At 36.1% G+C, this 22370-nt stretch carries 26 protein-coding genes and 2 pseudogenes; 7 read left to right on the forward strand and 21 right to left on the reverse strand.

Features of this window, described 5'->3' with window-relative positions:
• Nucleotides 1-69: 69 nt before the first annotated feature.
• Nucleotides 70-414, forward strand: a complete 345-nt coding sequence (locus tag MKY00_RS19485) for a helix-turn-helix domain-containing protein (RefSeq protein WP_016718379.1) — start codon at nt 70-72, stop codon at nt 412-414.
• Nucleotides 415-503: 89 nt separating this feature from the next.
• Here the strand turns inward: MKY00_RS19485 and MKY00_RS19490 are convergent, their stop codons facing one another.
• The 3 genes from MKY00_RS19490 to MKY00_RS19500 are packed head-to-tail and all read right to left on the reverse strand — an operon-like array spanning nt 504 to nt 982.
• Entirely contained in the window at nt 504-665 is a 162-nt protein-coding gene (locus MKY00_RS19490; protein ID WP_016718380.1) for a hypothetical protein, read from the reverse strand.
• On the reverse strand, nt 662-811 hold the full coding sequence (locus MKY00_RS19495) for a hypothetical protein (RefSeq protein ID WP_175251407.1): 150 nt from the start codon (nt 809-811) through the stop codon (nt 662-664). Before MKY00_RS19495 ends, MKY00_RS19490 begins: the two co-directional genes overlap by 4 nt.
• 21 nt (nt 812-832) lie before the next feature.
• Nucleotides 833-982: a hypothetical protein gene (locus MKY00_RS19500; RefSeq protein ID WP_016718382.1), complete on the reverse strand. Its 150-nt coding sequence runs from the start codon at nt 980-982 to the stop codon at nt 833-835.
• A 162-nt stretch (nt 983-1144) separates the two neighbouring features.
• On the opposite strand from MKY00_RS19500, the gene MKY00_RS19505 reads away from it, so the two are divergent.
• The 3 genes from MKY00_RS19505 to MKY00_RS19515 all read left to right on the forward strand — a co-directional run bounded on the left by MKY00_RS19505 (nt 1145) and on the right by MKY00_RS19515 (nt 4208).
• Nucleotides 1145-2248: a site-specific integrase gene (locus tag MKY00_RS19505; protein ID WP_016718383.1), complete on the forward strand. Its 1104-nt coding sequence runs from the start codon at nt 1145-1147 to the stop codon at nt 2246-2248.
• Nucleotides 2249-2287: 39 nt separating this feature from the next.
• A complete protein-coding gene (locus MKY00_RS19510) occupies nt 2288-2785 on the forward strand; it encodes an HNH endonuclease (protein ID WP_016718384.1) in 498 nt (165 codons plus the stop codon).
• A 181-nt stretch (nt 2786-2966) separates the two neighbouring features.
• Entirely contained in the window at nt 2967-4208 is a 1242-nt protein-coding gene (locus MKY00_RS19515; protein WP_162837648.1) for a nucleotidyltransferase, read from the forward strand.
• 28 nt (nt 4209-4236) lie between these two features.
• On the opposite strand, the gene MKY00_RS19520 is transcribed toward MKY00_RS19515, so the two are convergent.
• Complete coding sequence (locus MKY00_RS19520) at nt 4237-5259, reverse strand: SepM family pheromone-processing serine protease (RefSeq protein ID WP_000476306.1); 1023 nt, start codon at nt 5257-5259, stop codon at nt 4237-4239.
• Nucleotides 5252-6043: a patatin-like phospholipase family protein gene (locus MKY00_RS19525; protein WP_000662598.1), complete on the reverse strand. Its 792-nt coding sequence runs from the start codon at nt 6041-6043 to the stop codon at nt 5252-5254. Before MKY00_RS19525 ends, MKY00_RS19520 begins: the two co-directional genes overlap by 8 nt.
• 113 nt (nt 6044-6156) lie before the next feature.
• On the opposite strand from MKY00_RS19525, the gene ylbJ reads away from it, so the two are divergent.
• Nucleotides 6157-7386 carry a sporulation integral membrane protein YlbJ gene (gene ylbJ / locus MKY00_RS19530; protein WP_016718385.1) on the forward strand — a complete coding sequence of 410 codons (1230 nt, stop codon included), beginning with the start codon at nt 6157-6159 and terminating at the stop codon, nt 7384-7386.
• Here the strand turns inward: ylbJ and coaD are convergent.
• Nucleotides 7378-7869, reverse strand: a complete 492-nt coding sequence (coaD, locus tag MKY00_RS19535) for a pantetheine-phosphate adenylyltransferase (RefSeq protein WP_000200598.1) — start codon at nt 7867-7869, stop codon at nt 7378-7380. The two genes, ylbJ and coaD, sit on opposite strands and share 9 nt — an antisense overlap.
• On the reverse strand, nt 7866-8432 hold the full coding sequence (gene rsmD, locus MKY00_RS19540; protein ID WP_001266989.1) for a 16S rRNA (guanine(966)-N(2))-methyltransferase RsmD: 567 nt from the start codon (nt 8430-8432) through the stop codon (nt 7866-7868). Before rsmD ends, coaD begins: the two co-directional genes overlap by 4 nt.
• Before the next feature lie 503 nt (nt 8433-8935).
• Between rsmD and MKY00_RS19545 the strand changes: the two genes are divergently transcribed.
• Nucleotides 8936-9325, forward strand: coding sequence for a DUF7147 family protein (locus MKY00_RS19545; protein WP_000616011.1), 390 nt, complete (start codon nt 8936-8938; stop codon nt 9323-9325).
• A gap of 54 nt (nt 9326-9379) precedes the next feature.
• On the opposite strand, the gene MKY00_RS19550 is transcribed toward MKY00_RS19545, so the two are convergent.
• The 6 genes from MKY00_RS19550 to MKY00_RS19575 all read right to left on the reverse strand — a co-directional run bounded on the left by MKY00_RS19550 (nt 9380) and on the right by MKY00_RS19575 (nt 12878).
• A complete protein-coding gene (locus MKY00_RS19550) occupies nt 9380-9646 on the reverse strand; it encodes a YlbG family protein (RefSeq protein ID WP_002080814.1) in 267 nt (88 codons plus the stop codon).
• Nucleotides 9647-9772: 126 nt separating this feature from the next.
• On the reverse strand, nt 9773-10225 hold the full coding sequence (locus MKY00_RS19555; RefSeq protein WP_000634351.1) for a YlbF family regulator: 453 nt from the start codon (nt 10223-10225) through the stop codon (nt 9773-9775).
• A 115-nt stretch (nt 10226-10340) separates the two neighbouring features.
• A complete protein-coding gene (locus MKY00_RS19560; protein WP_029141187.1) occupies nt 10341-10913 on the reverse strand; it encodes a histidine phosphatase family protein in 573 nt (190 codons plus the stop codon).
• A gap of 82 nt (nt 10914-10995) precedes the next feature.
• Nucleotides 10996-11241, reverse strand: a complete 246-nt coding sequence (locus MKY00_RS19565; protein WP_001200990.1) for a YlbE-like family protein — start codon at nt 11239-11241, stop codon at nt 10996-10998.
• Between the two features lie 11 nt (nt 11242-11252).
• The gene (locus MKY00_RS19570) at nt 11253-11702 is read right to left on the reverse strand and encodes a YlbD family protein (protein ID WP_073530837.1); all 450 of its coding nucleotides are present in this window, start codon (nt 11700-11702) and stop codon (nt 11253-11255) included.
• A 141-nt stretch (nt 11703-11843) separates the two neighbouring features.
• Nucleotides 11844-12878 carry a CAP domain-containing protein gene (locus MKY00_RS19575; RefSeq protein WP_000735391.1) on the reverse strand — a complete coding sequence of 345 codons (1035 nt, stop codon included), beginning with the start codon at nt 12876-12878 and terminating at the stop codon, nt 11844-11846.
• A gap of 207 nt (nt 12879-13085) precedes the next feature.
• Here MKY00_RS19575 and MKY00_RS19580 point away from each other — a divergent pair, with 207 nt between their 5' ends.
• Nucleotides 13086-13451: a YugN family protein gene (locus MKY00_RS19580; RefSeq protein ID WP_001160939.1), complete on the forward strand. Its 366-nt coding sequence runs from the start codon at nt 13086-13088 to the stop codon at nt 13449-13451.
• A gap of 46 nt (nt 13452-13497) precedes the next feature.
• Here the strand turns inward: MKY00_RS19580 and MKY00_RS19585 are convergent.
• The 8 genes and pseudogenes from MKY00_RS19585 to coxB all read right to left on the reverse strand — a co-directional run.
• Nucleotides 13498-14121: pseudogene (locus MKY00_RS19585) on the reverse strand (formamidase); the annotation flags it as partial.
• Between the two features lie 116 nt (nt 14122-14237).
• Nucleotides 14238-16070 (reverse strand): group II intron reverse transcriptase/maturase, encoded by a 1833-nt coding sequence (gene ltrA / locus MKY00_RS19590; RefSeq protein WP_000914978.1) that lies wholly within the window; start codon nt 16068-16070, stop codon nt 14238-14240.
• A gap of 733 nt (nt 16071-16803) precedes the next feature.
• Nucleotides 16804-17175 (reverse strand): annotated as a pseudogene (locus MKY00_RS19595) (nitrilase-related carbon-nitrogen hydrolase); the annotation flags it as partial.
• Nucleotides 17176-17402: 227 nt separating this feature from the next.
• Nucleotides 17403-18308 (reverse strand): cytochrome c oxidase assembly factor CtaG, encoded by a 906-nt coding sequence (gene ctaG, locus MKY00_RS19600; protein ID WP_000069015.1) that lies wholly within the window; start codon nt 18306-18308, stop codon nt 17403-17405.
• A gap of 81 nt (nt 18309-18389) precedes the next feature.
• Complete coding sequence (gene ctaF, locus MKY00_RS19605) at nt 18390-18722, reverse strand: cytochrome c oxidase subunit IVB (protein WP_000985700.1); 333 nt, start codon at nt 18720-18722, stop codon at nt 18390-18392.
• Between the two features lie 3 nt (nt 18723-18725).
• Nucleotides 18726-19349 (reverse strand): cytochrome c oxidase subunit III, encoded by a 624-nt coding sequence (gene ctaE, locus MKY00_RS19610; protein WP_000557861.1) that lies wholly within the window; start codon nt 19347-19349, stop codon nt 18726-18728.
• Entirely contained in the window at nt 19349-21184 is a 1836-nt protein-coding gene (gene ctaD / locus MKY00_RS19615; RefSeq protein ID WP_175574685.1) for a cytochrome c oxidase subunit I, read from the reverse strand. The genes ctaE and ctaD overlap by 1 nt, the downstream gene beginning before the upstream one ends.
• Nucleotides 21185-21244: 60 nt before the next feature.
• Complete coding sequence (gene coxB / locus MKY00_RS19620; protein ID WP_000745271.1) at nt 21245-22294, reverse strand: cytochrome c oxidase subunit II; 1050 nt, start codon at nt 22292-22294, stop codon at nt 21245-21247.
• Between the last annotated feature and the right edge of the window lie 76 nt (nt 22295-22370).

A 22370-nucleotide genomic window follows, 5' to 3' on the forward strand; every position in this document is an offset into this window, starting at 1 on the left:
TTTATAATTATAAAGACAAAATCCGTGACATGTATAGTCTAAAAATTCTCATGTATTTATACTAAAACTATGAATACATTTGGAGAAAATTTAAAAAAGTTTCGATCAAGTCGTTCCCTTACTCAATCAGAGTTCGGTGAAAAAGTACAGTTAAGTCGTAGTCAAGTTGGTAATTTAGAAATTAACTATAATCAACCTGATCTCGACACTCTCGATCGCATTGCAACGTATTTAGGTATTTCTGTTGATGCGTTAATGGGTAGAACGAGTACACCACATGAAAAGAACATAGCAAATGCCCTCGATGAAATTCAAACGGTTTTCGCAGGCCTGGATGAATCTCAACGAGAACAATTCTGTAAACAACTCGTTTTATATGCAAAGTTCCTTAAAACTCATAACGAGCTGTTATGAGTCGATTGTAGTAGAAAACATTTCCAATCGCAACGGTAAAAATTAACAGATTTTTATCAACAAAAAAAGAGAGCACTTAGCTCTCTTTTTTATATTCCTGTGCCTGGATCTTTTATGTATCCTCCACCTACTCCAGGATCATATATACCCATTCCACCACCTGGATCTTTTCGATATCCTCCACCCGGATTGGAATCATACTTCAATTGACTTCCACCTAAACCACCTGGATCAAAGTTATCCCTTCTCATTTTCTTAAACCTCCTGGTTCTTTTCTCCATCCTCCACCTGGATCAGCTGTATACCCGCCACCAGGTCCTGGATCGAAAATCCCCGTTCCTGTACCTGGATCGGGAATCACCTTTGAACCACCTGGGTCTTTTATATAGCATTCCATAATCTCATTCTCCCCTTTCTTTTACACACCTGTCCCTGGACCAGAAATCAGTTTCCATCCTGTCCCAGGATCTTCATTGCATTTCAAACCACCACCGCCTGGTTCATTGTGCCAGCCTACACCTGGATCAGTAACTTTATGTCCACCAGGTTCTTTTGTGAACTCTCCCATTTTTTATCCCCCTTTCTTTTTGTGTATAAATATTGTAGCTCACTTCTTTTATATCTGTAAATTTCCTTTTACAGAAATTAGGCTTACATGCTATCATTTCTTATACCACTACCACATATCACAGCTTGTATCTAGAAAACGACTATGACGAGGTGAAAAATCATGGCATACTTTCGTAAACGTGGTGAGAAGTGGTCTTTTACCATGGATGTCGGCAAAGACCCTATCACAGGTAAACGGAAACAAATCACTAAAGGTGGTTTTAAAACAAAGAAAGCTGCTCAAGAAGAAGTGGCTAGGGTAACAAATGATTTAGCAAATGGAGATTATGAGAATAGTGATATTCGCTTTTCTCAGCTCGTTGAAATCTGGATGCAAGAGAAAGAATCATCATGTAGACCATCAACATTGTATCAGTACAAACGCATTCTACGCTCGCGTGTAATGCCTGAATTCGGCGAGAAGAGGTTATCAGATATAAAACCTCTAACCGTGCATAATTTTCATCAGAAGTTGCTTAAAGAGGGTCTAACTACAAAATACATTTCATCTGTTGATGTTATGTTAAAACAAATTCTTGATAAAGGCGTAGAATTAGAGATGATTAACTCTAATCCTGCTAAGAAAGCAAAACGTCCGAAAGTAAAAAAGAAAGCGCAAGCTAGTTGGACAGTTGAAGAAGCGATGAAGTTTATGGAGCATGCAAAAATACAAGGAAGCTACTATATTGCATTTGTTTTAGCTTTGCATACAGGCATGCGGATCGGAGAAGTATTAGCTTTACAGTGGGATGATATTAATTTCAAAAACAAGACTATTCATGTACAAAGAACATTAACGCTTGTTGATGGAAAGTATGAATTAGGTGAGACAAAAACTGAAGCATCTAATCGTATAATCCCGATGACAGAAGAATTAATGGGAGAGTTGTTAGAATATCAAAGTCATAAGAAGGAGAACTCTTTCGACTTGTTAATTTGCACAAGAAATAAAAAAATCGTGCATCCATATACGATACGCTACCAAATGAAAGCTTTGTGCGAAGCAATTGACGTACCGTATATTAGATTCCACGATATCCGAAGAACGTTTACAACTATTTTAATCGATTCTGGCGCAAATGCAAAGGTTGTTTCAAAATTGCTTGGTCATACAAATGTTTCTACAACTTTAAATATTTATACTGATGTTTATGAAGAACGTCAAATTGAAGTAACTGAAATGCTAGGAAATGTACTGAAAAGTGGTCGTAAATCAGATGCATAACTAGGATGTATAGTAAAAATATACATGGAGGTTCATGTTATGAAGAATCAGTTTAAACACAATGCAGACGGCTCAACAACAATTTATTATACTCATCCAAAGACCGGTGACTTATTCGAAACCATCATCGATACCGAGGATTTTGAAAAAATCAACAGTGTCAAAAACACTTGGGTATTTTATAAAAACGGCAAAAAAGTTAGAGTTAAATGTAGAATTGGTAACAAGCATCATTACCTTTATAGATATATCATGAATGCTGAAGATAGTATTGTAGTAGACCACATAGATGGTAATACATTAAACAATAGAAAATCTAACTTAAGATTAGTTTCACAAAAACATAACCTGCACAATCAGAAACAAAGAGGGAACTTACCTAGAAATGTTAATTACAATCCTTTGAGAAATAAGTATAGAGTTACATTCATGGTTGATGGTAAACGAAAAAGTTTTGGGCAATACGATACTGTCGAAGAGGCTGAAAAAGTAGCAATTGAAGCTCGTAGAAAATTCATGCCTGGTTCTATAAAATGATGATATGTGGGCAGTTTGTGGTCAATAAGGAAAAACAAGGTGGTCAAACCCCGCGGTATAAGTGATATAATGCATTTATAGTGTAAGTTTTTTCTTTACACTATAATGAAGTCATCATAGTAAATAATATATAGAGTATCACGTTTTTCAAAAAGATGCTACATCGAAAGGAGAGATTACCATAAAAGCCAGTGGTATTGTTGTTGAATATAACCCTTTTCATAACGGTCATGCTTATCATGTGCAACAAACAAAAAAGTTAACACACTCTGATATTACAATCGCTGTTATGAGTGGCCCTTTTTTACAACGTGGTGAGCCAGCACTCGTATCCAAATGGTATCGTACCAAAATGGCCTTAGCATGCGGTGTAGACCTCGTTGTAGAGCTTCCTTATGCCTTTTCAACGCAAAAGGCCGAAACCTTTGCAAATGGCGCTATTTCTATTTTAAACGCCCTACACGTTTCTGAAATTTGTTTCGGCAGTGAAGATGGACAAATCGAAAATTTTTATAACACCATCTCTGTGCAGAAAAATGAAGAAGAGACTTTTAATCGTCTTGTAAAGCAATTTATGAACGCAGGTAATAGTTACGCAAAAGCTACATCTGAAGCTTTCCTACACATTTTATCTTCTGAAAAAAATATAGACATGTCACAACCAAATAACATTTTAGGCTTCCAATACATAAAAGCAATTCTAATGCAAAATAGTTCTATGCAAGCACAAACGATAAAAAGGTTCGCATCTCATTATCATGATGAAACATTTAACGACCAACATATTGCAAGCGCAACAAGTATTCGCAAACAACTTTTTAGTGAAAATAGTTCCTTTACAGAAATTGAGCCTTTCATCCCAAAAGCGACTGCTTCTCTTTTAGCAAGTTATAAACAAAACTACGGGACATTACATAATTGGGAACAATACTTTTCATTTTTTAAATACAAACTTATGACAATGTCTCCAGAAGACTTACGACATATATATGAAATTGAGGAAGGGTTAGAGCATCGTATTTTATCAAAAATACAAACCAGTTCCTCCTTCCATTCATTCATGGAAGCGTTAAAAACGAAACGTTATACGTGGACTAGATTACAAAGAGCTTGTACACATATTTTAACAAATACAACAAAAGAAGAAATACATTGCGCAAATATAGAGCAACATGCACCATACATTCGTCTATTAGGCATGTCACAAAAAGGACAAACGTACCTTTCAAAAAACAAGAAAAAAATAGAGCTTCCAATCCTTACCCATACAAAAACATTTGACCATCCTACTTTACACATAGATCGAAAAGCCAATTCTGTATATTTCTCCATCATACAAGAACCATTACGAACACAACTACTAAAACAAGATGCAACACATCACCCAATTCGTTACGATGAAACAACTGCAAAATTCCTATAAAAAAATCTCTCTTTTCAGAGAGATTTTTTTATTTCTTCCCCATTTTTTCCAAATACATTAATGCATCATCCAACGTATCAACTGGCACAACTTTCATTTTCGTTTTAATATCTTTCGCAGCCTCAAGTGCATCTTTATAATTCGATTTCTCCGCACCTTTTTCATTTGGTGCAAAGAACACTTCAGCACCAGCATCACTTGCAGCAACCACTTTTTGCTGAATACCACCAATCGGGCCAACTTCTCCCTTTTCATTGATCGTCCCTGTTCCAGCTATTTCATGCCCTCTTGTTAAATCATCTTCCACCAGTTGATTATATATTTCTAATGTAAACATTAGGCCTGCCGATGGTCCGCCTATTTCATGAGAGTCAATTTTCACTTTCGGATCTACCACTAATTCTCTTTCCGTAACGATAGAAACACCTATACCAACACGTCCATTTCCATTCGGAATAGTCTTTACATTTAAATTTTCTTTTAACTGTTTCCCATCCCTCTTGTACTCAATATTTACTGTATCTCCTTCTTTTTTCCCTGTCATATATTCAATAAATTGTTCTGTCTTTTCAAATGTTTTTCCGTCGACGGCTATGATAACATCTCCAAGTTTAAGCTTTCCTTCTGAAGGCATCCCTTTCGCTACACCAGCAACCAACACACCTTTATTTTCAAAAGAAACAGTACGATTTGCACGTTTATAGGCATTATAAATCGCTGCATTTTGCGAATCTTTCATTGCATAATTTTGGCGAAATTGATATTCTTCATCACTTTCACCTTTTTGCAATATTTCTTCCGCTTTTGAAATATGTGTATATTTATTAAACTGTGCCGCTATTAAATTCACTACATTTGCCGGTCCCATTGAAACCGTAACAAGCATAAAATCACCAGATTCTTTTGTTCCCCCTTCAACTTGAACGTAAGGCTCTAATTTGGCAGCCATTCCTGGTTTCGTTACATAATACGGCAGGCGTACATAAACAAGTAACATTGCCAATATAACCCCTATTAAAATTGCATATATAAACCGAAAACGCTTAAACATTATGTTTCTCCTTCCACTGCTCAATTAATAAATGAATATTTGCAACATGCTTTTCCGCTTCTACCTCTCCAACTCGAATAATGTCTTCAATGTTTGTAAAAGCCCGGGAACTAAATTGTTCTACAGCTGGGCGCATCATTAAATCAGATGCAATTTGCCGATTTATCACAAGCTCATGTTGCATAATTTCAATACTCTGCATAATTACATCATAAATAGACGTAACCTCTCCATTTACTTTAATCGGGGATACATCAACAGCAATGACAATATCGGCACCTAACTCTTTCACAACCGATACTGGGATGCGATCAATCACTCCGCCATCTACCAATAATCGTCCATCTATTTTCTCTGGCACAAACACTCCAGGTACAGAAATACTCGCTCTCACCGCCTCTGCAACTGGACCACTTGTAAAAACAACTTTTTCCCCCTTTAAGATATCAGTAGCCACAACAGCCGTCGGGATATCTAATTCTTCTAAATTTTTATTATATGTAAACATTTTAATCATATCTTTGACACGTTTTCCAGAAATAAATCCCATTTTCGGAACCGTAAAATCTAAATAATATTTCCTCTTAAAAACATTTGCCAGTTTATACAGTCTTTCAACGTTTGAACTAGCGGCATAAAATGTACCTACTAAAGCCCCCATACTACTTCCTGCAATCATATGAATCGGTATATCATTTTCCCTTAAAACCTTTATAACACCAATATGAGCAAAACCTTTTGCGCCCCCAGATCCAAGAGCTAAGCCAATTTTCGGTTCTTTCACTTTTCTCACCCTTTAATTTTTTTCGTTCCTTTTTCATACTTATGGTCTAAATTCACTACGTATCCACGTATACTGAAATGAACGTTTTTTGGGACAAAGGGGGATTTACTTACATGTATGAAAAATGGAAAACGGCTTTCCTTACCATATCAACACTTTTTTTAACCTTTTCTCTTGTACTCCACCCCCAAGCTGCTTTACAAGCTTCCATTCGAGGGTTAAATATATGGTGGGAAGTTGTATTCCCTTCACTTTTACCGTTTTTCATCATTGCCGAACTTCTCATTAGTATTGGTGTTGTAAAATTTATAGGCGTTATATTAGAACCACTTATGCGACCACTTTTCCGCGTTCCAGGAATAGGCGGATTTGTTTGGGCAATGGGAATGGCTTCAGGCTTTCCCGCTGGCGCCAAATTAAGCGCTAGACTGCGCAAAAGCAATCAGCTAACACAAATTGAAGCAGAGCGCCTCGTATCTTTTACAAACTCATCCAATCCACTTTTTATTTTTGGCGCTGTTTCTATCGGTTTTTTCAATAATCCGAAATTAGGAATCGTATTAGCTGCTGCACATTATTTAAGTAATTTTGCTGTCGGGTTACTGATGCGTTTTTACGGCAATAACAACAGTTCCACGCATGATAAACATGTTACTAAAAAACACCCTTTTCAAAACCCTTTTTCAATTCTACACGAGACACGTATGCAAGAAAAAAGACCAATAGGAAAATTACTTGGGGACGCTATCGTTTCTTCTATTCAAACGCTACTTATGATTGGTGGATTTATTATTTTATTCTCTGTTTTAAATAAAATGATTACTGTATTTCATATTACAGCAGCCCTTTCTTTTATTATGCAACATATTTTATCATTCTTCCAACTAACTACTGAATTTAGTATCCCAATATTATCTGGCATGTTTGAAATGACACTTGGAAGCCAAATGATTAGTCAAATAACTGAAACACCCCTCCTGCAGCAAGCTATGGTAACAAGCTTTATTTTAGCATTTAGCGGCCTTTCTATTCAGGCACAAGTCGCTAGCATATTAGCTGAAACAGACATTAGATTTAAGCCCTATTTTTTCGCACGAATTATCCAAAGTATTCTTGCCCCTATTTTTACTTTTATATTTTGGAAACCATTTTATGAAAAAGTAAGCTCTTTTTCACCTATGCAAAAAGATATCCCTGTCTTTTTATCGAATCATTCTTCTATTCTGCATGAAATTTGGACATCTTTTATACACTACGGACCGATATTTACATTATTTTGTTTATATGTATATGTCATCTTATTATTTTTTCGGAGCAACAAAGAAAAACCCCGTTCACTTTAACGGGGTTTGAAACTTTTCTTTTAAAGCACGTTCTACAACAGGAGGTACAAGATCTACTACACTTCCTCCATATCTCGCAACTTCTTTCACAATGCTCGAACTTAAAAATGAGTATTGATTGTTTGTCATAATAAAAAAGGTTTCAATGTTTTCATCTAATTTTCGATTCATAGAAGTAATTTGCATCTCATATTCAAAATCAGAAACTGCTCGTAATCCACGTAAAATCGCGTTCGCATTACGCATTTTTGCATACTCAACTAGTAGTCCACTATGTGAATCTACTTTGACATTAGGAATATCCTTTGTTGCTTCTCGAATTAAATCTAAACGCTCTTCCACTGAAAAGAACGGTTTTTTTGACGAGTTGTTTAAAACTACTACGTATACCTCGTCAAATACTTTTGCTCCCCTTTTAATAATATCCAGATGCCCAAGGGTAATTGGATCAAAACTTCCCGAAGAAATAGCTATACTTGTCATTCCGTCCCCTCACCTTCATACTTATAAATCGATATCGCTGTAATGCCATAATTTTCAGCTCGCACCTTTACAAGTCTTCCTATAGACTCAGGTAAAACTACATCATTACCATGCTCCGCCATAATTAAACCATCGTTATGTAGCAATCCATGTTGATCCATTACACTAATTAAAGATACAATTTTTTGATCTTTATATGGAGGATCAATTAATATAAGATCAAATGACATTTCACGTTTTATAAGTGCTTTTATCGCACGTTCTGCATCATTCCGATATACTTCAGCTTGTTCCTGTATTCTACAACTTTCTAAATTTTGATGGATTACCTTTATCGCTTTATTGTCTCGATCAACAAAAATCGCTTTATCAATCCCTCTACTTATAGCTTCGATTCCAAGACCACCGCTACCACCAAATAAATCAAGAGCGACACCCCCATCAAAATAAGGGCCTATCATATTAAAAATGGATTCTTTTACTTTATCAGTCGTTGGACGTGTTGTATTACCTGGCACCGCTTTAAGTGGGTGTCCTTTACATTTTCCTGAAACTACTCTCATCTGTTGTCACTACCTTTATTTCAATCTATCGAGCAATTATAGAAAGCCCTTCTCCATTCGGTAACCGCTACCAAACTTTACGATTCCATTCATCTTCCAACGAAGACTAGAAGAACTTAGCTTAAAATAACCGCTCTGCATTTTTATGTATTCATCTCACCATTCGCTAACACGAACTATTCGTTTCACTTTATCTTTTTTATCCTATCATAAAATAAAAAAAAGAAAAATAAAAAGCCCAACATAAAATTTAATTTCATCATGTATATCTTCATTTAGATTGGACATAAATAACTATAACAACATCACCTTCGATGTTGTTGCCAACCGCGGAGAAGACTTACGTTTCCCCATAAGTTCTTCCTCCGGTTTCTCCTCTCCCTTTGCCTTCTTACTAGTACATGCTAGTATAAGAAGGGCCCTGCTTTGCAGGGTTTTTTTTCTTTGTCTACTTTTCATTTAAAAAGTGAGATGGTACAGTAAAAGAAAGAGGAGGAAAAGATATGATTCAACGCTTTATAGAACTCGGAGAGGGCTACTCTGATTTATATGAATTACTTGAAATTGCCAAAGCAAATCAAGAACGTATAACACATATGTTACAATTTGAAACAATTAAAAATGAAAAAAAAGTGTGCTCACTTGTTGTAATATTAAAACCAACTACTACTGGTGATTTCCAACCATTATACATATGTCGTGAAGGCATTCCTGTACTTGAAAATAAAAAAAGTAAACGCGTCATTTTATTTGAAGAAACGGCAGAACAACTTGGAAAAAAAGTGACTACCTTTACGGTAAAACCATCCACAACTTTCCCAGAAAAAGAACTGTTTTTCAATCATTTAATTGGTATTTTACGAATGAATAATTTTATTCCTCCAATGAAATAATGTGTTATTTCAAATAAAAAATCCCCTGTTAAAATTAGCAGGGGATTTTTTCTATTAGCTATAATCGTATTCTTTTGCCCGATCAGGACGTGAATTTTCAAATTCCGTTTTTAAATACGGGCGGTACGACTGTTCTATCTTTTTCACAAAAGGAAGTTTGTTCAACTTTTGCATCATATGCTCAATTTGTTCCATATCACAATATACTACTGCATATTTTAAACGTTTTGATATGTAATGTATGTTACCATATTTTCTTAAAATCTTGGCATGTTTCAATGAATGTAAATAAACAATCATACTTTGTCGTTGCCCGAACATAATCTTCTCCATCTTCTCCTTTTAAAAACATATATTTTATATTTTATGAAAACCAATCAGAAATTTATGACATTACAGGACAAACTCTGTATACGTTTTCTTCTATCTTCTAAAAAACGGGGTGATTTACCCCGTTTTTTTACAACCGCAACCTCCGCCGGTACCACAACCGCCACCACAGCCACCAGCATCAAAAAATGGATTTCCTGTTGGAACTTTGATGGAAGAGGACACCTCAGAACCGATTGCTACACTCACTTCATCTAACAACTTTTGTAAAGCCGTTTCTACTCGTTTAAAAGCTGCAATCTTATCATGTAAATCTACAGAACGCTTCAATTCCCTCATTTTCGTCGAAACGAAAGTATAGTCAGGATGATATTTACCGAAACGTTGCACTTCCTCATATCGTTCTTTCATCGCTGTAAATTGCTGAATTAACGTCTGAACTTCCATATCTTCATGCAAGTCTTTATAACATTTACGGTAATCTTCTGCTATATCTGAACAGATGATCGCTTTTGCAAGCTGCTCTGCCTTATCTAATATTAATACGCTTTCTAGCGTCGCTACAATCATGAGAGACACCTCCGAGTATTTATCATACCACATTTAGAATAGAACTACTAATTGAAGTGTCTCACTAAACAGAAAGATATCATTCTAACTATTTTTTAATAATTTCAGTACGCATTTATACATTAATATGTTCCGCAATGTTGTATTTAACAACATCCCACTTCCCACTATTTTCATTCACATAACTAATACATGCGTTTTTTAACGGTGTCTTAAACGAAATATCTTCCGGAGCAATTGCATGTAAAATTGCTTTTATCGCATGAGAATGGGCTACAATAATAATACGTTTGCCAGAATGAGTTTCTGCAACGTCTTTTACCGCAGAAAAACAACGAGCTACAATTTCTTCATCTTGCTCCATACCTTCTACTTTACCTTCTGCAATTAATTCCCTAACAGTCGCAACTGGCTTCCCAGAAGCTTCACCAAAATTACGTTCAACAAATCGCTCATCTAATAAAATTGATTGTAATCCAGTTGCCTCTGCAATTTCCTTAGCTGTTTCTTGCGCTCTAATTAATGGGCTACTTATAATTATATCCCATGCCTCCGCTTGCAAAGCAGCTGCACTTTGACTTGCTTGCTTCTTCCCCACTTCATTAAGCGGAATATCTTCACGTCCCTGAATAATCTCTTGAAAATTCCAATCAGTTTGTCCATGTCGTACTAAACAAATTTCCGTCATGCTCATGCTGCAACTCCTTTTTAAATAATCCGCTTCTATTGTATCAAAAGTTCTGCATGACGGACATAGTTTTCCCTTCCAATTATGTTGCATTTTGTTGCTTCATATACTGAAACATATCAATCATAATGGAAGCAACTGCCAATTGATTTTGAAATTTCTCAACTTTATCTGGTATCGTTTTTTTGAAATGTTGCATAGCTGCTAACTCAAATGCCTCTTTTTCTTCAGGGTTTCGCGTTAGTTTTCTATACCAGTAAGGTTGCTCCCTAATATAGCGAGATAAATCCTCATCAGCCTTTATAAACTCCATAATTTCTGCTCTCATCCGCTTTCCTCCTAATCCTTCTGAAAGAAAAATGGATTATTTTCGGAAGTACTCTCTTCTTGCTGCGTGCGTTTTCCTTGAAATTGTTGAAAAACTTGTTGCACACTACCAATCGCACTCGTCACATTGGCTAAATGATGTTGCATTTGTTCCACGTCTAACTTTTTAAAGAAAGAAAGCATTTGTCCCATCACATCAGCAGTTTTTTCCTCTTCAGTTCGAGTATCCTTTTCTTTTCCTTTTTCTTTTTTCTTTTCTTTTACCGAAGAAAAAGCAGGCGCTCCATCCGGTCTAAAAGTTGCCCATATTGGATCTTCTTCACCAAGTAAGTACCATTCCTCATAAAACTGTTGCCAAGTTTTATTACCACTTCGAACTTCATGAACCATTTTAGGGTGATGGTTTACAAACTCTTTAAACTGTTGAACCGATGGATGTAACGGTCCTTTTGTTGTCGGCATAATCCTCACCTCTTCATGTATATCTACTATATAATAAGAAAAAAAAGGCGCATGGTTCGCCTATTTTTAGACGATTCATGCACCTTTTTATCCTACTATTTGCATAGGGGAAGATTCCCATCCACAATTTACAGTTTCATTTTATTTCCGAATAAAATTTTGTGTATAAAACTTATCGTATACGCCAACACCTAATCCTGTAAATTGTTCATTCAATAAATTCTTTCGATGTCCCTCACTATTTAACCAACCTTGCAATGCCGCAACCCCATCACTATGTTGCGCCGCTATGTTCTCACCGGCAAGTTGAAATCCTACTTTCCCGCGCTGTAAACGATCTCCTAACGTACCTAATGTAGGTGAATCGTGTGAAAAGTAATTATTATCCTTCATATCTTTACTATGACCGATTGCCACCTCTGCCGTTTGTTGGTCCCACGCTAATAACGGTAAATTATGACGACTTCGAATAATATTTGTTAAATCAAAAATTTGTTGCATATTCCCATTCTCTATTTGTTTCATTTTATCTGGAGTTAATGGTTGTTCTGCTAATAATTCACCCGAATAAACGAGCTGATACGGTCTTTGACGCAATAACGTTTCGTCATCCATATAACGAACACCGACAAGCTCATGCGTAAAATGATCAAAATATAATTGTGCCCAACCATCTTCTACTGGTACTAATGGTTGTTCCATCACTTCGGTATCAGATAACTCAAATTGATAACTATTCTTTCCTCTTTTTAACGAAATCTCATGAGAAAGTGGATTCTTTTTATACACATCTTCATACTTTTCATTTATATAATAAGGTGGCACCTTAACTTGCTCACCAGCGACATACGCCGTTACAATTTTACGTTCAGCAACCCCAAATTGAACATACTGAGCTAAATCTTGATTGTATACCCACCATTCATATCCATAAGCAGATGGTTCTATTCGAGAAGGTTCGCCCCATTTTGCTAATAAATTTTCAGAGTCCCCACCAATCATATTTAAAACCGTATCGGAAGAGTCTTCATTTACTTGTTTTTTCTTTTTCACAATTTTATTTTCTTGCTTTGATTGAGATGGGGTTAATATATATTGTGAAACGAGTAATTTCCCGTATAAATCAACAGCTAAAATTAAAATTGTAATCATTACGATACGCAATAATTTCTTCAATCGATATACCTCCTGCACAAAACATAAAATTGAGATATACACAAATCCTTTTCTTTCCTTTTTTTGTGTGTACCGTACTCTTTTCACTATATCATATTTTTGCAAAAAAAGTCTGGATTATCCCTTTTCTCTCAATATGAATTGCACTTTCTTATTATTCATACTATTATAAAAATAATGGTGTAACATTAAAAAAGGAGGTATTTTATGCAATTTACAAATACGAAATTTAATGGGGCAGTCGTTGATTTAACACTATTAACAGAGATTATGGAAAAGAACCATTTTGTACTTGCTGGACAGTGGGATTATGAACGAGTTACATACGATTATAAATTCGAAATATTAAATGATGTTTATTATTTACGTGTACAAGGTTTAGCTGTTGAAGGTGACATTGGTAGTAGACACGCTGAAATAAAGCTACTTCCTCCCTTATTAGGTAAACACTATTATCCTCACGGCGTTGAATATGGTGATGGTGAAATTTTCCCAACGAATGTACTTCAAAAAAGCGAACAACTCCTACAAAATGTCGAAAAAGAGTTAAAAGAATTCCAAATCATTGAGTAAATAGAACAAGCGCATCAATATGATGCGCTTGTTCTATTTATCTTACTTAAGAATGAATCGTCTTTTTGACTGGATACCCATAAATAGTTCCATCCTTTACTTTAATCTCATCTTCCCAAGGAACCTTATATTTACCTTCAGCTAAATCTTTTACAAACGTATATGGGTTTTCTTTCACCCCACCAGGAGTCGCTACATATCCCCTTGAACCTAAATTATATATATTATTTTCGAGACCCCATCCTAATCTAGCTTGATCTGCTAGCTCTGGATATACTTCAGCAGTAACAATCTCCCAAGGATTTCGGTGTCCCTGCACTAAAGTAGTCCCATCAAAATTACATACTTGTCCTTCACCAAAATAATAAAATACACCATCATAACCGGCTAAGTTCACCGACAATGTATACATTAAATTTTGCCATGCATTCGAACGATTAGTTAACATCCATTGTTCACTAACTTGTGTGCTATATCCAGAAATACGAATCAAGACATTTGCACCTTTATAAGCTGCTTCACGAGCTACTTCAGGAAACATACCATCATGACAAATACAAACAGCTAATTTACTTCCTCCTGGTCCATCACAAACAGGTAAACCTAAATCTCCAGCCTTCCAAGGTTCAACTGGCACCCAAGGATTTAGCTTACGATACTTCAAAATCATTTATGATGATAGGTAAGGCTTTGATGTAATCTCCACCTTTTCCCCCACCTCACACCGTACGTGCTAGTTTCCTAGCATACGGCGTTCCATCGTTTCCAACTGACTTTAAAATCAAATTATGTTACTATCGGTTCATTTCCAGCTTTAGTTCTTAGCACATTCAGTTTATCCATTTGTTTCTTGTTAAGTTTAAAAGACCGAAGGTAATGTGTAATCTTATTAAGATTCGTCATGTGAATCAGTTTGTGTATAAACCAATCTACAATTACCAAGTTGTTGTACTTGTCATCCCCACCTTGTTTAATGGGAACAATGTGATGACAATGAACACGTTCAATACCAATTTCCTCACCAGTTACATAACACTTACCATATTGAGCAACGTATTTTGATATCCTATTATCGTTGTACTCAATACTTTTATTCTTCGAATAAGTCCTCATAACTTGGTTGAGAACATCCTTAGGTATTGCCTTAAGATTACTATGTACTTTATTACGCCCCGTTTCCGTATAGTTACAGATAACCTGCGAAAAATTCCACGGGTTTTTATGATGTATTCCTGTAACTGGTAAGAGTGGAGTGTTCTGTACAACGTAAATCTTAGTGTTAGGTTGTATTCCTTTGGTCTTCCTTTTAAAATTCACAGATGTTTCACAGAACTTCATGTGCTTCATATTGTTTCTAAGTCTGGTTCTTATGACTCTTCGCAGAGAGTAATTTACCTCCGTTAAATCCATGTAAATTGTAACCGCATATTTAAAGTAATTTTGTATACCAAGAAGGGTTGAATTAAATTGAGTAACTTTCTCTGAAGTGGGCTCCTTTTGAATTCCTTTGATTCGTTCTTTTAGTTGTCTTTTAGCTTTTGTAATAGCTTTGTCGGACATACTGGTTTTTGCAATATATCCAAATTTAGCTTTACCTTGTTTAACCACTTTGATTTTGAATCCAAGGAAAACTGACGAGTTTTTCTTGAGATTAACCACTTTGGACTTTTTGGGGTTAATTTCTAATCCCAAGCGGGATTTGAGAAAATCAACTGTCGCATGATAAAAGCGTTGTGCTTCATCATAAGTCCGACACATTATTTTGAAGTCATCCGCGTATCTCACTACATAACCACATTTTAGATTCGTGTACTTCCTAGCATATTGTCGAAACCCTAAATGCCGAGTAGAGATTCTGTGAGGTTTGTAGGTTTCCCATTGGCTACTTATCCACCAATCAAGTTCATTTAGAACAATGTTGGAAAGTAAAGGAGAAATAATTCCTCCTTGCGGAGTACCCTTATTGGGAATACCCTCTCCTTCTATCTCAGATTTAAGGATTTTTGAAATAACACATAGAAGTGATTTGTCTCTTATTCCCAGAGTCCACATTTGCCTTAATAGCTTTTTGTGGCATACATTATCAAAGAACCCCTTAATGTCAATATCAACACAGTAGTGTTGGTGACCTATGTTAATAAGACTTACAACTCTACTTAGTGCATGGTGTGTACTTCTGTTCGGTCTAAATCCATAACTATGGTTATGAAACTTAGCTTCACAAATAGGTTCCAATACTTGGAGGATAGATTGTTGTACTAATCTGTCCCAAATTGTTGGAATCCCCAGGGGTCGCTTCTTATCACTGCCCTCTTTTGGGATAAGGACTCTTTTAACTGCTTGTGGTTGATAGTTATTTAATCGTTTCCTAACTTCATGAATAATCTTTGTATCGTTTAGGTGCCAAATATCTTTAATGGTTAAATTGTCAACTCCAGCCGTGTTACTCCCCTTATTAGTTTTGATGTTGCGGTATGCTAATCTAATATTTTCTTCCGAACCGATAATATCAATTAATTTATAGAAATTGTTACCATTAAGGCTATTAGAATATAACTCATCATACTTTCTTTGCATGTCGTAATATTCACTGTGCCTTAGTTTAGTTTTCTTTAACATGGGCTGTAACCTCCCCTTATTTACTGGAGGTTTACATCTCTTTAGTCTTACTCGAAACCATGTCAACCATAAGTAACAGTCAGTTTTCAATCGACTAGTGGCTATCCCTCCACGTTCATTACACGTTTCATAGGTACTGTGCCACCACTTTCACTGTCATAAACCTAGGTTATACAATTTACAATTGTTTTCCCTAGAACCACTTCATCGGAAGCAAGCCCTCAGTGTTGACAGCTTACCACGTTCCGTCATTCCTATCTGTGCATATACCGTTAGGTTTCTCCTATGAGCCTGCTACCTTGATATTGCCTGTAACAATATATGGACTTTCATAAAGGCGAGTTTTACTCATCCACAGTAGCGACACTAATTGTGTCAGTAAGCCTTTCGACTTACTTCCGATATAGACCCGTACCATCAGAGATTCGTCCGCACATACCATACTCTATTGGTTCATAGTGCATACTAACCATAGGTAATTTATAGACTTCCGGTTTATAGGTTACACCACCCACCTCTGAGTGACTTTCGTATCCTATAGGATTACGGTAACTCTCAACCGACTTCACCGAGCTTCATACAGTTCAGTTCTTGCTAACTTCACTGCATGTCGGAGTATTAAAGGAAGCCCTTCAAGGCGTTACCCTATCATTTGACTTCTTGGAATGACAGTTCACTGTTGAACTGTAAGTTCGACAATGCCTAAGCTTTTCACTTAGGAACGTGTCGCACCACCTTGTGGATCAATAATTATTGCTGTATTATACGGTTCTCCACCATCAGGATTTCTTTCCATTATAGAAAAAACACCATATACTTCAGACTCTTTACATGCCTCAGCAAACAAGTCTGTTTCTGGCCCAGGGACCGTACATAAAAACTCTTCTGTAGTCCATTTTTTTGTATTAAGCCCTTGCGTACTATATTCTGGAAATACTATCAATTCCAATCCAGGATACCCTGCTTTAGTTGAATGAATTGTTTTTATGATCTGTTTAATTTGTTTATCAATGTCTGCACGTGACTCTACTACCGGTACTGGATATTGTATTAATGCTGCTAAAAAACCACTAATTGGCTTTACCATACTTCCACTACTACCCATTTAAATTCCCCCTTAAAATAGTCCTTGTTTTATTAAAGATAACAATATAAATTTGTAACTCTCTAAAAAACTTGTACTACACATGGAATTATTATGCATTAAAGCTAGTAGTAAATCTTATATCCACTTTTAGTACATGCCTACACTAACTTAACATAAATAATTAGAAAATTCAATCTATTAGAGTTTAGTAAAACTAAAAAAGTGTATGGAAACCCATACACTTTTTACTTCGTTTGTAAATACGGCGGCAATTGTTGTAACTGCTCTTTATCCTTTTCACGCTCTCGACGCGCCCATCGAAAGAAAACATAACCAATAATCGTACCGTACACTATTTCCTGGACAATTTTCATAATGATGCCGCCTGTTTGTTGGTCTTGTAAAACAGGCATCCAGTGTAAAAATTCTGGTCCAGTTATATTTAAATCAGATAAAGTTCCCGCTGGTACACATAATTCCATCGCCTTCATCCAAGCAGCTGGATCCGTATACGTTGCAAACAACGGTGCCGTCGCAAAAATAATTAACGCGCAAGCTGGCGTTAATAATATACCATTAGCAAACATATAACCAAGTTTCTTTATATCACTTAACGTTTGATATTCTGGTAATGGATTTAGCATCGGCCACCACATCATGATTGCCGTAAAGAACAATATAGCGAGACAAATAGGATGAGCAATTTGACTTTGTTTTACTGTATCAAAAACAACTGGTAAATGATAAAAAGAAAACAGGCCATTAAATACAAACAATGCGATAAGTGGCTTAGTAAATATCTTCAATATAATTTGAACGAACTTAAAAGAAGTAATATAACGATATAACCAAACTGGTATACCAAGCAACAATAACGGCGGAACGGCAATATACATAACTGCCATTTCAAACATATGTGCACTAAATATAATATGACCAATTAAATCAATAGGCCCTCCCTTTACAAAATACAAAAGAACAATCCCGGTCGTAAAATAAAAAACTTGCTTCTTACTTACCTTTGTCGCATGTTCAAATCGCATTCTATATGGCCCAATAATTAAAAAATACCCAATGAGGATCGAAAGCATAAATAATAAAAAGATTGGACTCCATAGCGCTTGAAAACCAAATATCCACAAGTTACTCATTGTCACACCTACCTTCTTCAGGTTATCTTTTCACATAATATGAAGAGGGAGCTGTGGCAACACAAGCTCCCTCTTCACTTTTCAAATCCACACGATTGTCATAAAAGCTAAAATTGTAATTAACCCGATTAGCAGACCAGAATAAAGAAAGAAACTCGCTGCTTCATGTCCTTTATGACTCATATGCATAAAATAGTACAATTGAAAAATTACTTGTACCACCGCTAATAGTAAAATAAATGGTACTGAGAAAATCGGACTGAAAGTTTTCGGATATGCTACTGCTACAAATGCAACTAATGTTAAAAATATCATTAATGCAAATGTAATAACTTGATGCTTCATTTCCTCCGCACTTTTCCTCTTCCGGTAAACGAGATCAACTTTAGGATTATTCGTTTGCTTTATCGCCATTGTTTATCCCACCATTCCCATTAAATATACTACAGTGAAAATAAACACCCAAACTACGTCAATAAAATGCCAATAAATTGATGCAACATAAAACTTCGGTGCATTGTATAAATTTAGACCTCTCTTCGCATTTCTAAAGATTAATGTTAAAATCCAACACAATCCAAACAATACGTGGAGTCCATGTGTACCAACAAGAGCATAAAACGCAGAACCAAATGCACTACTTCTCATAGTATGCTTAAATTCATGTGTATAATGGTAAAACTCATAGATCTCAAACCCTAAAAACCCTAATCCTAGCAGCACTGTTACCAGTAGCCAAAGTTGCATTTTCTTAAAATTAAAGTTTTTCATATGATACATCGCATATACGCTCGTTAAGCTACTCGTTAATAAAAGCATCGTCATAATGAAAACGAGTGGCATTTGGAACATCTCTTGAGATGTTGGTCCGCCATTTGTAGAATTCTTTAACGCTAAATATGTGCCAAATAAGGAAGCGAACAATACTGTTTCGCCTCCAAGAAATAACCAAAAACCGACAAACTTATTTTTCCCCTCAAGGGTTGCTTTTTCAGGCTCTGCTGGAAATGTTTCATTCGTTAATTTTTCATCTACATGCATTACGCCTTGCCCCCCTTATCTTCTAAATCTTCTTTATGAATATGATATCCATGATCATCAATTACTGAACGTAGGAACATTGTACCAAACGTAATAATTAAACCGATAATTGCTACTAATAACCAAAACTTATCTCTTCCACCCTGCATATACATTGCACCGAATGCCGCTATAAACAATCCTAAAGAAATGATAAATGGTGAAAATGATGGATTTGGCATATGAATATCACCCACTGGTTCCGCCGCTGTCATCTCTTTATTCCCTTCACGTTTTTCAATCCAAAACGGATCTAACCCGCGAACAAATGGTAATTGTTTAAAGTTATATTCTGGTGTAGGTGCTGGCATTGTCCATTCTAATGTACGTCCATCCCACGGATCACGACCAGCCTTTTCTTTTGATACTGTTGTTTTAATTACATTGAATAGAAGAACAATCGTTCCAAGAGCCATAAATACCGCTCCAATAGAACTAATCATATTGCCCATTTCCAACCCTTGACCTTCAAGATATGTGTAGTAACGACGTGGCATACCAATTAAGCCAAGGAAATGCTGAATGAAGAACGTTAAATGGAAACCGATAAAGAATAACCAAAATGTTATCTTTCCTAACGTTTCATTCAATACTTTATTAAACATCAGTGGCCAATAATAATGGGCTCCTGCAAGTAAACCAAATACAACACCACCGACAATTACATAATGAAAGTGAGCTACTACGAAATAGTTATCATGAAATTGATAATCAGCTGGTGCAGATGCTAGCATAACACCTGTAACTCCTCCCATTACGAATGATGGAATGAAGGCTACTGCCCACATCATCGGTGTCGTAAAACGAATACTTCCGCCCCACATTGTAAAGAGCCAGTTGAATATTTTAATACCGGTCGGAACCGCAATCGCCATTGTTGCAACTGAGAAAATAGCATTTGCAACTGGACCAAGCCCAACAGTAAACATATGATGCGCCCATACCATAAACCCTAAAAATCCAATTAATACTGTCGCAAACACCATCGACGAATAACCAAATAATCGTTTTTTCGAAAACGTCGCGAAGATTTCTGAGAATATTCCGAAAGCTGGGAGTATAAGAATGTATACTTCTGGATGACCGAAAATCCAGAATAAGTGCTCCCATATAATTGTATTCCCGCCCAGTGCTGGATTAAAGAAACTTGTTCCAAATAAGCGGTCTAACATTAAAAGTCCTAATCCTACAGTTAACGGCGGAAAAGCAAATAATATTAATGAAGATGTTACAAATGTCGTCCATGTAAACATCGGCATACGCATATACGTCATCCCTGGCGCACGCATATTAATAATGGTTACAAGGAAGTTAATACCTCCAATTAATGTACCTATACCGGAGATTTGCAAGCCAAGCACATAAAAATCAACACCATGGCCTTTAGAGGCTAAAGCTAAAGATGCATAAGATGTCCATCCTGCATCAGGTGCTCCACCTAAAAACCAACTTAAATTTAAAAATACTCCACCAAAGAAAAATAACCAAAATCCGAGTGAATTTAAAAACGGGAACGCTACATCACGTGCACCAATTTGAAGTGGTACAGCGGCGTTCATAAATGCAAACACGAGTGGCATAGCTGCGAGGAAAATCATTGTTGTACCGTGCATAGTTAATACTTGATTATAAGCATCCCCAACAAGAAAAGCGTTGTTAGGAATCGCTAATTGAAGGCGAATAAATAGAGCTTCTATTCCGCCTATTATAAAAAACAATCCACCTGCAATTAAATAGAGAATGGCAATCTTTTTATGGTCTACTGTCGTTAAATAATCCCATATGACAGCACCCATCCCCTGTTTTTTTGCTACAGAACTCACGTTTTCAACCTCCCCTTCGCGAATAATCCCTCTTTACTTTTCAACTTTTAACGTTTGTAAATATGCATTTAATGCATCAATTTGATCGTCTGTTAAGTTGCCATATTTACCAGTCATTTTATTTCCTGGTTTCATATTTTCAGGATCTTTCAGCCATTTTTTTAAGTTTTCTTCATTGTTTTCAGCAATGCCGGCAACTGTATCGCGATCCGCAAAGTTTGCTAAGTTTGGTGCGATACGAGCGGAAGGTGGTCTACTATCATTAGATCCAACTGCGTGACAACCAATACAGCTTTTATTAAATATTTCTTGGCCTTCTTGCGCCTTTGTTGAAGCTACTTCTTTCTTCCCATCAATTTTCTTCATATCAGCAAGCCACTTTTTGTACTCGCTTTCATCTAAAGCTTTCACTTTGAATTGCATTAAAGAATGTGATGGGCCGCAAAATTCTGTACAAAAACCATTATAAGTGCCCGATTTATCTGCCTTTAACCACATTTTGTTTACATTATCTGTATTTGTATCCATTTTCCCAGCTAAAGATGGAACCCAAAACGAATGTTTAATATCGGCACCCTTCAAATTCAAATACACTTTCTTACCTGTGGGGATGACTAAATCTTGAGAAGTTACTATCTTTTCTGATTTATAAGAAAATTCCCACCAATAAAGATTCGCTGTTACATCAACAACGATAGTATCTTTATCAATATTCTTTTTCTCCATCGCACTTACATCAGCAAGTTTGAATGTATATGTAACCGTCGGAACAGCTAAGATTAGCAAAAGAATAATCGGAATAACTGTCCATATAATTTCTAGTTTGTGATTCCCTTCAACTTGCTCCGGAATATAATCTTCCTGACCTTTCTTTTGTCGGAAACGCACAATTACATATAAGAAAATAATAGTAACTACTAGTACTACTCCTACCATGATCGCACTTGCTAGTAAGAGCAGATCGTATTGCATTTTTGCTACCTCTCCTTGCGGAATTAAAGTAGATTGAAAGGCTTTACCGCATCCCCCTAACAGTAAAGCCAGCAGTGAAACGAACGAAAGCAGTCGCCACTGTTTCTTCATACAAACAACCCCCACTTTCCTTGTGAATTAGATTGTACTTTATAGTTAAGTAAAGTAAATCTCAACGTAAAGAAAT

It is taken from the genome of Bacillus sp. FSL R9-9834 (assembly GCF_038006905.1).
Lineage (GTDB): Bacteria > Bacillota > Bacilli > Bacillales > Bacillaceae_G > Bacillus_A > Bacillus_A pacificus.

Excerpts from the sequence above, each read along its gene's own strand:
- MKY00_RS19505 (WP_016718383.1), top strand. The coding sequence starts at position 1,145 with ATGGCATACTTTCGTAAACGTGGTGAGAAGTGGTCTTTTACCATGGAT.
- MKY00_RS19500 (WP_016718382.1), bottom strand. The coding sequence starts at position 982 with ATGGGAGAGTTCACAAAAGAACCTGGTGGACATAAAGTTACTGATCCA.
- ctaF (WP_000985700.1), bottom strand. The coding sequence starts at position 18,722 with ATGGCGATAAAGCAAACGAATAATCCTAAAGTTGATCTCGTTTACCGG.
- ylbJ (WP_016718385.1), top strand. The coding sequence starts at position 6,157 with ATGTATGAAAAATGGAAAACGGCTTTCCTTACCATATCAACACTTTTT.
- coxB (WP_000745271.1), bottom strand. The coding sequence starts at position 22,294 with ATGAAGAAACAGTGGCGACTGCTTTCGTTCGTTTCACTGCTGGCTTTA.
- MKY00_RS19580 (WP_001160939.1), top strand. The coding sequence starts at position 13,086 with ATGCAATTTACAAATACGAAATTTAATGGGGCAGTCGTTGATTTAACA.
- rsmD (WP_001266989.1), bottom strand. The coding sequence starts at position 8,432 with ATGAGAGTAGTTTCAGGAAAATGTAAAGGACACCCACTTAAAGCGGTG.
- MKY00_RS19495 (WP_175251407.1), bottom strand. The coding sequence starts at position 811 with ATGGAATGCTATATAAAAGACCCAGGTGGTTCAAAGGTGATTCCCGAT.
- MKY00_RS19570 (WP_073530837.1), bottom strand. The coding sequence starts at position 11,702 with ATGCCGACAACAAAAGGACCGTTACATCCATCGGTTCAACAGTTTAAA.
- ctaG (WP_000069015.1), bottom strand. The coding sequence starts at position 18,308 with ATGAGTAACTTGTGGATATTTGGTTTTCAAGCGCTATGGAGTCCAATC.
- MKY00_RS19555 (WP_000634351.1), bottom strand. The coding sequence starts at position 10,225 with ATGATTGTAGCGACGCTAGAAAGCGTATTAATATTAGATAAGGCAGAG.
- MKY00_RS19490 (WP_016718380.1), bottom strand. The coding sequence starts at position 665 with ATGAGAAGGGATAACTTTGATCCAGGTGGTTTAGGTGGAAGTCAATTG.
- MKY00_RS19520 (WP_000476306.1), bottom strand. The coding sequence starts at position 5,259 with ATGTTTAAGCGTTTTCGGTTTATATATGCAATTTTAATAGGGGTTATA.
- ctaE (WP_000557861.1), bottom strand. The coding sequence starts at position 19,349 with ATGCATGTAGATGAAAAATTAACGAATGAAACATTTCCAGCAGAGCCT.
- MKY00_RS19550 (WP_002080814.1), bottom strand. The coding sequence starts at position 9,646 with ATGTTCGGGCAACGACAAAGTATGATTGTTTATTTACATTCATTGAAA.
- MKY00_RS19485 (WP_016718379.1), top strand. The coding sequence starts at position 70 with ATGAATACATTTGGAGAAAATTTAAAAAAGTTTCGATCAAGTCGTTCC.
- MKY00_RS19565 (WP_001200990.1), bottom strand. The coding sequence starts at position 11,241 with ATGAGAGCAGAAATTATGGAGTTTATAAAGGCTGATGAGGATTTATCT.
- MKY00_RS19545 (WP_000616011.1), top strand. The coding sequence starts at position 8,936 with ATGATTCAACGCTTTATAGAACTCGGAGAGGGCTACTCTGATTTATAT.
- MKY00_RS19510 (WP_016718384.1), top strand. The coding sequence starts at position 2,288 with ATGAAGAATCAGTTTAAACACAATGCAGACGGCTCAACAACAATTTAT.
- coaD (WP_000200598.1), bottom strand. The coding sequence starts at position 7,869 with ATGACAAGTATAGCTATTTCTTCGGGAAGTTTTGATCCAATTACCCTT.
- ltrA (WP_000914978.1), bottom strand. The coding sequence starts at position 16,070 with ATGTTAAAGAAAACTAAACTAAGGCACAGTGAATATTACGACATGCAA.
- ctaD (WP_175574685.1), bottom strand. The coding sequence starts at position 21,184 with ATGGGTGCTGTCATATGGGATTATTTAACGACAGTAGACCATAAAAAG.
- MKY00_RS19560 (WP_029141187.1), bottom strand. The coding sequence starts at position 10,913 with ATGACGGAAATTTGTTTAGTACGACATGGACAAACTGATTGGAATTTT.